This is a genomic window from Rhodanobacter aciditrophus, from assembly GCF_042679525.1.
GTDB lineage: Bacteria > Pseudomonadota > Gammaproteobacteria > Pseudomonadales > Marinomonadaceae > Marinomonas > Marinomonas aciditrophus.
This window is the reverse complement of the sequence record NZ_JBHTMN010000005.1, coordinates 59,134-71,110: the sequence shown is the minus strand read 5'-3', so window position 1 is coordinate 71,110 and position 11,977 is coordinate 59,134. Positions and strand designations below refer to the sequence as shown.

Sequence of the window (11,977 nt, the reverse complement as noted above, 5' to 3'; positions counted from 1 at the left end):
ATGGTAGTGTGGGAGATCCCATGTGAGAGTAGGTCGTCGTCAAGCTTCAAATACGAAGCCCTGATCAGCAATGGTCAGGGCTTTTTTGTGCTTGTTTAAAATGCGATTAACCCCATCCTAGCCTTCCCCTTAAAAAGGGGAAGGGACATGAGACCTCAGTGCGTGAGTACGCTTCTATAAAGGGGTCAGATCCCTTTACGTACATCAGTTTCAAGTAACCACTGACAGGATAGGGATCCGATCCCTACGAGTCCGACGTGGCAGATCTAACCCATCCTAGCCTTCCCCTTGAAAAGGGGAAGGGACATGAGACCTCAGTGCGTGAGTACGCTTCTATAAAGGGGTCAGATGCCTTTACGTAGAATAGTTTCTAGCAACAACTAACAGGATAGGGATCCGACCCCTACGAGTCCGAACCCTATCTCAGCTTTGCCCTTAAAAAGGGAGAGGGGTATGGGCTCTATTCTCTTAATTATCCCTTTACCCTTCCAAATGGCTCGAATCCATTTATGTGTGTCACTTTGTGAATAAGCGGCTTTATTATGCACAGTTTTAAATCTAGGGGTGTTTTTGCTAGGCATGTGGAAAAGTCATTAATGTGAGCTATTTCATCCTTATTGTGCAGCCTTATTTGAAGATGTTTACTGATTCGCAGGTATAAGTCTTAGGCAGGTGTCAGTAGCATTGGTGATTAATTTAGTCACAAATATTAAGAGATATGAATCGTTTCAACTTTTCTCAGCACAACGGGAGTGCATTGGCACTGTTTAAAGGATCATTTATGAAAAGCTCTAAAATGGTATCGAAATTACTGCTTTCAGCGAGTGTGATGGTAAGTGTTGTGGCTTGTGCTGCAACACCTCAAGTGAACCCTGAGCCAGGCGAGAAATTCGATTATGCTTGGTTAAAAGGCCATGCCAGAAATCTGGCTACTCAGCCCTATGCTAGTCATGAGGGCGAGGTGCCAAAAGAGCTGTCTGATATGGATTGGGATGAATACCAGCAATTGCATTTCAAAAAAGATGAAAGTCTATGGGCGGAAGATGACACTGCCTTTCGTGCAGGCTTCTTTCATTTAGGGCAAGGCTTTATCAGTCCAATTCAGATTAATGTAGTCGAAAATGGTGTGTCGCAGCCAGTAGAGTACGATGCCGATATGTTTGACTACGGTAAAACCGATATCGATGGTGAAAGTTTACCGAAAGACCTTGGCTTTGCTGGTTTTAGAATGCAGTTTGCAACGGACTGGGAGCGTGATGTTATTGCTTTTCTAGGGGCAAGCTATTTCCGCGCCGTTGGAGCAGAAATGCAATATGGCTTATCTGCTCGAGGTCTGGCGATTGATACGGCGATGAATAAGCCGGAAGAGTTTCCTGTGTTTACCCATTTCTGGTTCGAGAAGCCTAAGCCAGGTTCTGAGCATATGACTGTCTATGCGTTGTTGGATTCGGAGAGTATTACCGGGGCATACCGTTTTGATATGAAGGTAGGTGAACCACTGACCATGCATGTAGACACTGCCCTGTATCCTCGCAAAAGCATTGAACGCTTGGGTATTGCGCCATTAACGAGTATGTACATGATTGGTGAAAATGACCGTCGTACGAACTACGACTGGCGTCCTGAGATTCATGACTCTGATGGTTTAGAAATGTTAACGGGTAACGGTGATTGGATCTGGCGTCCATTAACCAATCCAAAAAATTTAAGCTTCAACGCATATCAAGATGTGAATCCTAAGGGATTTGGCTTAATGCAGCGTGATCGCAACTTTGATCATTACCTTGATGATGGGGTGTTTTATGAGAAGCGTCCAAGTCTGTGGATTGAGCCAACAGGTGATTGGGGTAAAGGCTCTGTGCAATTGGTAGAGATTCCGACACTGGATGAAACGTTCGATAACATTGTTGCATTCTGGAATCCTGACCGCGAGGTGAAGGCCGGAGACGAGCTGCTCTACAGTTACAACATGTATTGGGGGAGCCAAGCTCCACAACGTTCTGGTAAAGCGGAAGTGCAGAGTACCTATACAGGTATTGGTGGTGTAATCGGTAAGAAGCGCCAATATTACAGTAAGCGTTTTGCAGTGGACTTCCAGGGTGGAGCATTTGAAGCGTTAGGCCAAGATACGGAAGTGAAGCCTGTGATTGAGGCATCCCGTGGTCGCGTAGAAATTACTTCAGCACGCCCGCAGCATCACATTGGTGGCTACCGTGCAATGTTTGATCTGGTGCCGCTAGATGATTCTGTTGAGCCGATTAATATTAAGATGCACTTAGAGGCGAATGGACAAGTCTTGTCCGAAACTTGGGTGTACCAATGGTTTCCACCAGCGAAAGAAGATCGCGAACTTCATAATCCAGGTCACTTAAAGTAGTTGGGTTGTAGGCGATAAGAAATAAAGCCGCAGAGTATTCTGCGGCTTTTTCGTTTAAGCGCATGCTATGAATTAGGAGCGTTCTTTTAGGAAGCTTCGGTAAGCGTGGCCGCTTTGTTTAATGGTGCGCTCTTGGGTTTCATAGTCCACGTAGATCAGCCCGAATCGTTTGCTGTAGCCTTCAGCCCATTCAAAGTTATCCATCAAGCTCCAAGCAAAGTAGCCACGAATATCCACACCCGCTTCTATGGCCTTGTGAACAGCGTTTAAGTGGCTGTTGAGATACCTTACACGTTGTTTATCCTCTACTTCGCCATTCTCTACTTGGTCGGCGCAGGCTGCGCCATTCTCCGTGATATACATGGGTGGTAAGTCATATTGCTTATTCAGGTTTACAAGTAGCTCTGTGAACGCTTGTGGGGCCACCTCCCAGCCAATGTCCGTGTACTCGACATCGCCCCCACGTTTAACATCTTTAAACAAGGTGTCAGGGTCATAGGCGTTATGATTGCAGGTGTAGAAGTTAAGCCCTAAGAAGTCCAAAGGTGCTTGTATGAGCGCCATGTCTCCCGGCAATACGCTTGGTAAGTAGTGGGGTAGGATATCTTTTAGCAATCTCGGATATTGGCCCTTTAGCAGAGGCTCAATGAAGAATTGATTATCTAACGTTTCCCGCACCAAGGCTGCAAATTGATCTTCTGTTTTGTCTGAAGCCGCGTATGAGCGATTCATATTCAGCACTATGCCCGCTTGCGCTTTAGGGCAGTTCTTTCTAATAACAGGCATGCTTAAGCCATGGGCTAATAAAATATGATGGGCTGCTTGGCGTCCATACTCTGGTTTCGCTAATCCGGGGGCATGAATGCCGTATTCATAGCCTAATAATGCCGCGCAGAAGGGTTCGTTAAAGGTTGCCCAGTAATCTACCCAAGGGCTGAGCTCTCGAGTCATGAGGTCTGCGTATTGAGTGAAACGATAGGCCGTTTCACGGTTTAACCAGCCGCCTTTATCTTCCAGATGTTGTGGCAAGTCCCAATGATAGAGGGTGACAAAAACCTTAAGGCCTTCGTTTTGTAGCGTCTGTACTAGAGATTTATAAAACTCGATGCCTTTAGGGTTGGGTGTGCCATCCTCGAACATGACTCGGGGCCATGCAATAGAAAGTCGATAAGCATCAACATTTAGAGACTTAATAAGATCGATATCTTTGCGCCATAGATGGTAGTGATCACATGCTTGGGAGCCGTCATCGCCATTGAAGACTTTGCCAGGGGTTGCGCAAAAGGTATCCCAAATACTGGGTAGGCGTCCGTCTTCGGTGTTGGCCCCTTCTATTTGAAAGGAAGCCGTTGCGACACCAAAGGTAAAATCTTTCGACATTAAACGGGAGTTTTGGGGAAGTGTTAGTGTCATGGTGACCTCAATTATCTTTTTCCATTAAGGTAGGAAGCACGGCCATCTGGGTCAATATTGGGCAGATGAATTAAGAGTATTAAAGTGGTTTAAGTCAGTTTTAAGAAAGGCTTATGGTAAGTAGGCCATGGCAATAAGTGATGGCTGTTTGACTCGGTAGCGTTTGAGTCGGCTGGCAAGTTCGCAAGGTAGCTCTTCGGCTTCAATGGGGGTAAATCCATGTCGCTCATAGAAGTGCTGTAGATCTGGCGTGTTGAAGCAATAGGTAGGTTGGTTAAGTTGAGGGCGAAGGTCTGACATCAGATGGCTGGCGTAGCCCTGCTGGCGGAAGTCAGGATGAGTGACCAATGCGGTGAGTAGTTGGCAGCTTGTTAAAGGTTTCAAGCGTACGCTCGCAATAATGGCTGCTCCATCCTTAAGTACCCAAATGGGGTCTGCCTTGTTGGGTTTTCCGCTCGGGTAATAGGCTTGATAAAACTTCTTCACCAGTGGGAACCAAAGGGCTTCCACTTGAATCGCTTGGATGTTGTGAATCAATCTCTCGACCTTTGCTAGTGATTTGGTGTAGATCCGTTATGATAAGCATTTCGCCATTCGGCTCAATAGGACCATTCTTATGATGACATGCAGGATCGCTACGTTTTTATTATGTTGTTTGGGATCACTCGCTTTTGCCAATGAGGCTGTGCAGCGTGAAGGCGAAGAGTTTGAGGTCTATCAGAAGCGCTTACATCAGTATTTTGAGCATAATAAATCGTGGGTACGAGAGGCTGATAAAGAGCTGGAGATTGCGGCGGTGTTACCTTTTGAGCGTAAACCACCTGATAGTTGCCCCGAGCAAGAGCGTATCGGTTTATTGATGTTTCATGGGCTGTCGGATTCACCTTTTGCCTTGAGAGACCCTGCTGCTGCGCTGGCACAAAGATGTGTGACGACTCGAGTGATGCTGTTGCCTGGCCATGGTACCAAAGCGGAAGCTTTGCTAGAGGTGACACGAGACGACTGGCGGGATGCTGTGAACCAAGCTGTGGTGTCGTTTTCGAAAGAAGTGGACTCGTTGTACTTAGGTGGTTTCTCTACTGGTGGAGCTCTTGTGACTGAATATGCTTGGGAGCACCCAGATCAAGTGTCCGGTGTATTGCTTTTCTCTCCCTTATTTAAAATTAATAGCGGCATTGATTGGCTGTCCCCTTGGCTTGCGCCGTTTGTAGATTGGTTGGATCACTATCCTAGTGATGACTACGGCAAATATGCTTCCATTCCTGTGCCAGCCATCGCAGAGGCTTATCAGCTTGCCAAAGAAGTTAAGCAAACGGTGCTAAAAGAGCAGCGTACCATTCCGGTATTGCTAGCGTTATCAGAAGAAGATGCCACAGTGGATTCAGAGGTTACTATGGCTGTCTTTGATCAGGCTATGAAAGCAACTTTAGGCAGTCAAATGGTGTTGTATTCCACGACCCGTCCTGACTCCGAGGACGAATCCCTAAAAGTCGTTAATACAGACCTACCTGACGATAGGATATTTGGCCTATCGCACATGTCCATTCATGGCTCTCCCAATAACCCTTATTATGGAAAGCAGGGGAGTTATCGGGTGTGCGGTTGGTATCAAGAAAATCAAGCTGCCTACGATCAATGTCGTCAATCCAAAGATAATTGGTACGGTGAACGCAGTGATGAATTGTCAGCTAAAAGCGCTCATGCGGCGAGATTGTCCTGGAATCCATTTTTTGATGACTTAATGGATCAGGCAGCAACTTTTATGCACAGTGTAAAAGCCCCTTAATAGAACAGATGAGAATGAGTTGGAGAGGCCATGCGAGACGTGTTGGCATTGCTGAGTGATAGTAAGTTTCACTCGGGAGAAGAGTTGGGTGAGGCGCTGGGAGTGACTCGTGCTGCGGTTTGGAAACGTTTGAAAAAGTTGGAAACAGCAGGCATACGTGTTCATTCCGTAAAGGGGAGAGGGTATCGTATCCCTACCCCGCTAGTGTTGTTAGAGGAAGCCAAGTTACGTGCTGCAGGGGTATCAGATCATATTAGCATCGATATTCCGTTTGATACGCCCTCGACCAATGATGTGGTAAAACAAAAAATCGTTGAAAACAAACCCCTTCCAGCATTAGCCATTACCGAGCATCAGACGAAAGGTAAGGGTCGCCGAGGTCGAGTGTGGGAAAGTGGCGTAGCGAAAAATATTACCATGTCCCTTGGGTGGCGTTTTGACCAAGGCCCTAATGTGGTAGAAGGCTTGAGCCTTGCCGTAGGGGTGGTTGTGGCTCAAACGCTACGTAAGTTAGGTATCCCAAACCCAGGCTTAAAGTGGCCTAATGATATTCATATAGACGGCCAAAAAGTGTGTGGGATTTTGCTGGAAATGGTCGCTGATCAAGATGTTTGTCATGTGATCATTGGGATCGGGTTAAATGTTGAGTCCACCCAAGAACAGCAGGATAAGGTTGATCAACCTTGGACGGATCTTGCCTCTCGCTTACCTGCCATTCCTGACCGTAACGAATTAGTTGCTGAGCTGGTACAAGGCTTAGAAGAACTCTGTGAGGTCTTTGCCGCAGGAAACGGTATGGCTCATTTTTATCCCCAGTGGCAGGCCTTTGATATTTTGTTTAATCAGCCAGTCACCATATTCAGTGGTAACCAGCAGAAAGAAGGAGTCGCTCGAGGGATCGATGAAAATGGTGCCTTGAGACTAGAAACTGAACAAGGTATTGAGCTGTTGCATGGGGGCGAGATCAGTGTCCGCAAGCAATAGTATTTTGATTGCAGATGCAGGCAATACATCGGTTAAATGGACCTGGTTTTTGGCAGGGCAAGTTGAGGCGAAATGGATTGGTTCAATCTATGACAAGCCCCAGGTCTGTCTGCCAAGTGTGATTGCTTTAGCCAGTGTGCGTGACAGTGATCACGATCAAAGGCTAAAAAGTGAGCTGGCCGATGCATTCCCCAACATAGTGGTAGAAGACATCCAGAGCAGTGCGGTCGTATGTGGTGTTAGGAATGCTTATGAAGAGCCAAGAAGACTAGGTGTAGATCGTTGGTTAGGGGTTGTTGCGGCCCATAATATCTATGGTGGTGAACTGGCTGTGATGGATGCTGGGACGGCGATTAAAGCGGATTTTGTAAATGCTCAAGGTCAGCATCTGGGAGGTTATATCGCACCAGGAGTAGAGCTCATGGTGGATAGCTTGGTTGCTAGAACAGCAAAAATACGCTTTTCAAACCATGAACTCAGTACCGATTCAGGCTTTCCAACTAACACAGCAACGGCCGTTAATCAGGGATGTTTAGAGATGGCATTAGGTCTAGTGCAGAGATTATGCCTTCAGCACCCAGAAGTTACTTGGGTGGTCACTGGTGGAATGGGGGCTAGGCTTATGGAGCAGCTTGGGGTGGCTCATATTGTCGATGAGCATCTGGTCGCCAAAGGTGCAAAATTGGTACTTGAACAACAAATGATGGAAAGGTGATGTCATGAAGTGGTTGTTTTTACTCTTGGTCCTGGCGAACGCTGCGGTGATGGGGTGGCAGGGTTTTGCTGCATCCGAGCAACAGCCTCCAAGGGAATCGGTTTATGCTCCACCAGTGAGTGAAAGAGTCTACTTAGTAGATGAACGCAGGCCAGTGGATTCAGTGCCTCAAAACAATGTGCCTGCGGCGAGTGATCAGGTGCAAGAGCAGTTAGCGGCGGCGATTGCGAATGCCGAGTTGCAAGCGCAAAGTGGTACTTCTCAAGTTGTGGCATCAACTGAGTCGCAGTCAGAGGATGCTTTACTGTGCCCCATTGTTGCGTTAGAGCGTGACGCAGATCGACGACAAGTGATGGCAACGTTAGAACAGGCAGGTTTAGCATTTACCCAGAATGAAACGACCGGGCGTAGAGAAAAGTATTGGCTGTATATTCCCGCGCCAGCCACCAGTAAGGCAGCAGATGACATTGTTTTACGACTAAAGACACTAAAAATTGATAGTTATGTGATTGCTCGTGGCGAAATGAAGAATCGTATCTCCCTTGGTCTCTACTCCTCCGAGCCCCGTGCACAACAGGCTCAGGCGACTATTGCAGAGCGTAGTCGGATGGATGTGCAGATTTATACCCATGAGCGCACTGTGAACTTATATGAGCTGATGTTGAGTGAGCCAATACGTGAGTCTCAATGGCAAGCTGTGATGGAACAATTGGATTTTTCCAAGCTATTAATAAAAGTAGAAAAAAATCCTTGCTAGCGCTTGCAATTGAAAAATCGATTCATATAATGGCTTCCACCTTTTGGGGTGTTGCGAGCAATGCTTAGCTTGTGGAGGGGTTCCCGAGTGGCCAAAGGGAGCAGATTGTAAATCTGCCACGAAAGTTTCGGTGGTTCGAATCCACCTCCCTCCACCATTAAGCGGGTATGGTATAGTGGCTATTACCTCAGCCTTCCAAGCTGAAGAGGCGGGTTCGATTCCCGCTACCCGCTCCAACTATATTTAAGCTCATGTAGCTCAGTTGGTAGAGCACACCCTTGGTAAGGGTGAGGTCGGCAGTTCAAGTCTGCTCATGAGCTCCAGCATTTCTAAATGCGAAAATAGGTGGATCATCCGCCTTTTTTATTGTCTGATTTTTGGGCAAATACCTCTTGCTAAAATTTAAGCAAGTCGGTATCATCCTCCGCCCATACGAATGTAGGCCAATAGTTCAATTGGTAGAGCACCGGTTTCCAAAACCGGCTGTTGGGGGTTCGAGTCCCTCTTGGCCTGCCATCTTTCGTATCCAATTTCTTAGCTAGGGATCACCTGAAGTATGAGTTCGAATGCTGAAACTCAAGAGTCTCGCGGAGACGTTTTTAAGTGGGCTGTTGTTGTCCTTCTTGTTGCTGTAGCGGTTGTTGGGAACAACTTTTATTCTGCTGAGTCATTGCTGTATCGCTTGATTGCTGTTGTGGTTTTGGCGGGTATTGCAGGTTTTGTTGCGCTTAATACAGCGAAAGGGCGTTCTTTTGCAAAATTAGCAAGAGAAGCTAAGACTGAAATACGTCGTGTTGTATGGCCAACGAGACAGGAAACAGTTCAGACGACTTTGATCGTGTTGGCTGTTGTTATTTTTATGTCTCTCGTACTGTGGGGAGTTGATTCGCTCCTTGGCTGGATCGTTTCTGCAGTAATAGGTTAGGAGTTGCTCGTGGCGAAACGATGGTATGTGGTACAAGCGTACTCAGGTTATGAAAAGCACGTAATGCGCTCGCTCAAAGAGCGTGTTGGCATTATGGGCATGGAAGATTTGTTCGGCGATATCCTAGTTCCGACTGAGGAAGTGGTTGAGATTCGTGACGGCAAAAAACGCAAGAGTGAGCGTAAGTTCTATCCAGGATATGTGTTAGTCCAAATGGATATGAACGATGACTCTTGGCACTTGGTTAAAGGTACAACGCGCGTACTAGGCTTTATTGGCGGTACGGCGGACAAGCCTTCACCTATCACTGACCGCGAAGCAGATGCGATTCTGCAGCGTGTTAATGAAGGTGTGGATAAACCTCGTCCTAAGACATTGTTTGAAGTGGGTGAAGTGGTTCGTGTGAACGAAGGTCCATTTGCTGACTTTAACGGTGTGGTTGAAGAGGTTGACTACGATAAAAGCCGAATCAAGGTGGCAGTGCTTATCTTTGGGCGCTCTACACCGGTTGATTTGGAATTTAGTCAGGTTGAAAAGACCTGATTGTATTAAACGGGTAGCCTTCGGGCGGTGACCCATCTGGAGTAAATAATGGCTAAAAAAGTCCAAGCTTACATCAAGCTACAAGTTAAAGCGGGTCAAGCGAACCCAAGTCCACCAGTTGGTCCAGCACTTGGTCAACACGGTGTGAACATCATGGAATTCTGTAAAGCGTTCAACGCCAAAACTCAAGGCGTAGAACCTGGTCTTCCAACACCAGTTATCATCACTGTTTACAGTGACCGTAGCTTCACATTCGAAACGAAATCTACTCCTGCTGCAGTGCTTCTTAAGAAAGCTGCTGGCATCAAGAGTGGTTCTCCACGTCCAAACACTCAAAAAGTGGGTACAGTTACTCGTGCTCAACTTGAAGAGATCGTTAATGCTAAGCAGGCTGATTTGACTGCAGCGGATATGGATGCTGCCGTACGTACTATCGCAGGTAGTGCACGTGCAATGGGTCTAGATGTTGAGGGTGTGAACTAATGGCTAAGCTAACTAAACGCGCTCGCTTGATCGCTGAAAAAGTAGACGCAACGAAACTTTACTCTGTAGAAGAAGCTATTGCTCTTCTATCTGAGCTTTCTACTGTTAAGTTCAAAGAGTCTGTAGACGTATCTGTTAACCTAGGCGTTGATCCACGTAAATCTGATCAGGTTGTTCGTGGTTCTACAGTTCTTCCTAACGGTACAGGTAAAGACGTTCGCGTTGCTGTATTCGCACAAGGTGCAAACGCTGAAGCAGCTAAAGAAGCTGGTGCAGACGTTGTAGGTTTTGAAGACCTTGCTGAGCAAGTTAAAGCTGGTAACCTAGACTTCGACGTAGTAATCGCTTCTCCTGATGCGATGCGTATCGTTGGTCAACTAGGTCAGGTGCTTGGTCCTCGTGGTCTTATGCCTAACCCTAAAGTTGGTACTGTAACGCCTGATGTTGCTACAGCGGTTAAGAACGCTAAAGCAGGTCAAGCTCGTTACCGTACAGACAAAAATGGTATCATCCACGCTGGCGTTGGTTCTATCGACTTCGCTGCGGATGCTATCAAAGGTAACTTGGAAGCGCTTCTAGCTGACCTACGTCGTGCTAAGCCTGCGTCTTCTAAAGGTATCTACATGAAGAAAGTGACTTTGTCCTCTACAATGGGACCTGGTCTACAAATTGATTTAGGTGCTTTGAGCTTCTAAGTCAGAGCTTTGGGGCCTGTACATTATGTATAGGCCGTCAAAGACCGCAGGAATCTAGTGATTTAATCAGAACGTTGAGAAACGTTTGTCCTGCGCAGATGGTGTGGCCCGATTCAGAACATAAACTGGATCTTACTCACCAGTGAGTACTCCGAAATTTTTTCGGGGAGTTGGTAAAATTAGGGCATAGCCCTGCTAATCCAGGAGAAAACCAGTGGCATTAGGTCTAGAAGACAAAAAAGCCATTGTCGCCGAAGTTAGCGAAGTTGCTAAAGGCGCCTTGTCTGCTGTAGTAGCTGACTCTCGCGGTGTAACCGTGACTGACATGACTGCTCTTCGCAAGCAAGCACGCGAAGCTGGCGTATACGTACGTGTAGTACGTAATACTCTAGCTCGCCGCGCAGTTGAAGGCACTGACTTCGAATGCTTACAAGAAAGCTTCGTTGGTCCAACTCTTATCGCATTCTCTAACGAGCACCCAGGTGCGGCAGCTCGTTTGTTGAAAACTTTCGCGAAAGAGAACGACAAATTTGAAGTGAAAGCATTGGCGTTCAACGGTGAGTTGATCCCAGCTGGCGACATCGATCGTTTGGCATCTTTGCCAACATACGACGAAGCAATCGCGAAACTAATGAGCGTTATTCAAGGTGCGACAAGCAAACTTGCACGTACTCTTGCGGCGATTCGCGATCAGAAAGAACAAGAAGCAGCGTAATTTTAAAGCGCACTTACTTGAATTCAATTGGTTTTTGTTGCCAATCATGGCAACTACAAAATGTTAGGAAATCTGAGTCATGGCTCTAACTAAAGAAGATATCATCAATGCAGTAGCAGAAATGTCCGTAATGGACGTTGTTGAACTGATCGAAGCAATGGAAGAAAAATTCGGCGTAACAGCTGCTGCAGCTGTTGCTGCTGGCCCAGCTGCTGGCGATGCTGGCGCAGCTGCTGCTGAGCAAACTGAATTTGACGTTGTTCTTACTGCTGCAGGCGATAAGAAAGTTAACGTTATCAAAGCTGTACGTGCAGCAACTGGTCTTGGCCTGAAAGAAGCTAAAGGCATGGTTGACGGCGCTCCAGCGACTGTTAAAGAAGGCGCTTCTAAAGAAGAAGCGGAAGCTCTTAAGAAAGAGCTTGAAGAAGCAGGTGCTTCTGTCGAAATCAAGTAATGATACTTGCTTCGCAAAAATTCGACATTTAGTCGAAATGGCTGGTGGTTTTTGCCACCGGCCTTTTTGGGTTTCTAAAACCCAGACAAAATATTAAGATTTTCAATGAGAGAATATCTCTCATTTCGGT

13 protein-coding genes and 4 tRNA genes are annotated in these 11,977 nt (G+C 46.7%); 15 read left to right on the top strand and 2 right to left on the bottom strand.

Annotation, left to right across the window (positions count from 1 at the left end; genetic code table 11):
- The first annotated feature begins 781 nt into the window (after positions 1-781).
- On the top strand, positions 782-2,377 hold the full coding sequence (locus ACFQ45_RS04745; RefSeq protein ID WP_377365832.1) for a glucan biosynthesis protein: 1,596 nt from the start codon (positions 782-784) through the stop codon (positions 2,375-2,377).
- A 72-nt stretch (positions 2,378-2,449) separates the two neighbouring features.
- Here the strand turns inward: ACFQ45_RS04745 and ACFQ45_RS04740 are convergent, their stop codons facing one another.
- Together ACFQ45_RS04740 and ACFQ45_RS04735 are read right to left on the bottom strand one after the other, a co-directional pair.
- The gene (locus ACFQ45_RS04740; RefSeq protein WP_377365831.1) at positions 2,450-3,790 is read right to left on the bottom strand and encodes a GH1 family beta-glucosidase; all 1,341 of its coding nucleotides are present in this window, start codon (positions 3,788-3,790) and stop codon (positions 2,450-2,452) included.
- Between the two features lie 111 nt (positions 3,791-3,901).
- Entirely contained in the window at positions 3,902-4,327 is a 426-nt protein-coding gene (locus ACFQ45_RS04735) for a GNAT family N-acetyltransferase (RefSeq protein ID WP_377365830.1), read from the bottom strand.
- Positions 4,328-4,406: 79 nt separating this feature from the next.
- Here ACFQ45_RS04735 and ACFQ45_RS04730 point away from each other — a divergent pair, with 79 nt between their 5' ends.
- The 14 genes from ACFQ45_RS04730 to rplL all read left to right on the top strand — a co-directional run bounded on the left by ACFQ45_RS04730 (position 4,407) and on the right by rplL (position 11,847).
- Positions 4,407-5,576 (top strand): alpha/beta hydrolase, encoded by a 1,170-nt coding sequence (locus tag ACFQ45_RS04730; protein WP_377365829.1) that lies wholly within the window; start codon positions 4,407-4,409, stop codon positions 5,574-5,576.
- Positions 5,577-5,606: 30 nt separating this feature from the next.
- Positions 5,607-6,560, top strand: coding sequence for a biotin--[acetyl-CoA-carboxylase] ligase (locus ACFQ45_RS04725; RefSeq protein ID WP_377365828.1), 954 nt, complete (start codon positions 5,607-5,609; stop codon positions 6,558-6,560).
- Positions 6,544-7,275: a type III pantothenate kinase gene (locus ACFQ45_RS04720; protein ID WP_377365827.1), complete on the top strand. Its 732-nt coding sequence runs from the start codon at positions 6,544-6,546 to the stop codon at positions 7,273-7,275. Before ACFQ45_RS04725 ends, ACFQ45_RS04720 begins: the two co-directional genes overlap by 17 nt.
- Positions 7,276-7,279: 4 nt before the next feature.
- Positions 7,280-8,032 carry an SPOR domain-containing protein gene (locus ACFQ45_RS04715; RefSeq protein ID WP_377365826.1) on the top strand — a complete coding sequence of 251 codons (753 nt, stop codon included), beginning with the start codon at positions 7,280-7,282 and terminating at the stop codon, positions 8,030-8,032.
- 73 nt (positions 8,033-8,105) lie between these two features.
- A tRNA-Tyr gene (locus ACFQ45_RS04710) sits at positions 8,106-8,189 on the top strand.
- A 4-nt stretch (positions 8,190-8,193) separates the two neighbouring features.
- A tRNA-Gly gene (locus ACFQ45_RS04705) sits at positions 8,194-8,268 on the top strand.
- An 11-nt stretch (positions 8,269-8,279) separates the two neighbouring features.
- Positions 8,280-8,355: transfer RNA gene (locus ACFQ45_RS04700), tRNA-Thr, on the top strand.
- 117 nt (positions 8,356-8,472) lie between these two features.
- Positions 8,473-8,548, top strand: a tRNA-Trp gene (locus ACFQ45_RS04695).
- A 40-nt stretch (positions 8,549-8,588) separates the two neighbouring features.
- Entirely contained in the window at positions 8,589-8,957 is a 369-nt protein-coding gene (secE, locus tag ACFQ45_RS04690; protein ID WP_377365825.1) for a preprotein translocase subunit SecE, read from the top strand.
- A 9-nt stretch (positions 8,958-8,966) separates the two neighbouring features.
- Positions 8,967-9,500 (top strand): transcription termination/antitermination protein NusG, encoded by a 534-nt coding sequence (nusG, locus tag ACFQ45_RS04685; RefSeq protein ID WP_377365824.1) that lies wholly within the window; start codon positions 8,967-8,969, stop codon positions 9,498-9,500.
- Positions 9,501-9,548: 48 nt separating this feature from the next.
- Positions 9,549-9,983, top strand: a complete 435-nt coding sequence (gene rplK, locus ACFQ45_RS04680; RefSeq protein WP_377365823.1) for a 50S ribosomal protein L11 — start codon at positions 9,549-9,551, stop codon at positions 9,981-9,983.
- On the top strand, positions 9,983-10,678 hold the full coding sequence (gene rplA, locus ACFQ45_RS04675) for a 50S ribosomal protein L1 (RefSeq protein WP_377365822.1): 696 nt from the start codon (positions 9,983-9,985) through the stop codon (positions 10,676-10,678). The genes rplK and rplA overlap by 1 nt, the downstream gene beginning before the upstream one ends.
- 214 nt (positions 10,679-10,892) lie before the next feature.
- Complete coding sequence (gene rplJ, locus ACFQ45_RS04670) at positions 10,893-11,393, top strand: 50S ribosomal protein L10 (protein ID WP_377365821.1); 501 nt, start codon at positions 10,893-10,895, stop codon at positions 11,391-11,393.
- Positions 11,394-11,472: 79 nt separating this feature from the next.
- Positions 11,473-11,847, top strand: coding sequence for a 50S ribosomal protein L7/L12 (gene rplL / locus ACFQ45_RS04665; protein ID WP_377365820.1), 375 nt, complete (start codon positions 11,473-11,475; stop codon positions 11,845-11,847).
- Positions 11,848-11,977 lie beyond the last annotated feature (130 nt).

Excerpts from the sequence above, each read along its gene's own strand:
- rplK (WP_377365823.1), top strand. The coding sequence starts at position 9,549 with ATGGCTAAAAAAGTCCAAGCTTACATCAAGCTACAAGTTAAAGCGGGT.
- rplL (WP_377365820.1), top strand. The coding sequence starts at position 11,473 with ATGGCTCTAACTAAAGAAGATATCATCAATGCAGTAGCAGAAATGTCC.
- rplA (WP_377365822.1), top strand. The coding sequence starts at position 9,983 with ATGGCTAAGCTAACTAAACGCGCTCGCTTGATCGCTGAAAAAGTAGAC.
- ACFQ45_RS04745 (WP_377365832.1), top strand. The coding sequence starts at position 782 with ATGAAAAGCTCTAAAATGGTATCGAAATTACTGCTTTCAGCGAGTGTG.
- ACFQ45_RS04725 (WP_377365828.1), top strand. The coding sequence starts at position 5,607 with ATGCGAGACGTGTTGGCATTGCTGAGTGATAGTAAGTTTCACTCGGGA.
- ACFQ45_RS04730 (WP_377365829.1), top strand. The coding sequence starts at position 4,407 with ATGATGACATGCAGGATCGCTACGTTTTTATTATGTTGTTTGGGATCA.
- ACFQ45_RS04715 (WP_377365826.1), top strand. The coding sequence starts at position 7,280 with ATGAAGTGGTTGTTTTTACTCTTGGTCCTGGCGAACGCTGCGGTGATG.
- ACFQ45_RS04740 (WP_377365831.1), bottom strand. The coding sequence starts at position 3,790 with ATGACACTAACACTTCCCCAAAACTCCCGTTTAATGTCGAAAGATTTT.
- secE (WP_377365825.1), top strand. The coding sequence starts at position 8,589 with ATGAGTTCGAATGCTGAAACTCAAGAGTCTCGCGGAGACGTTTTTAAG.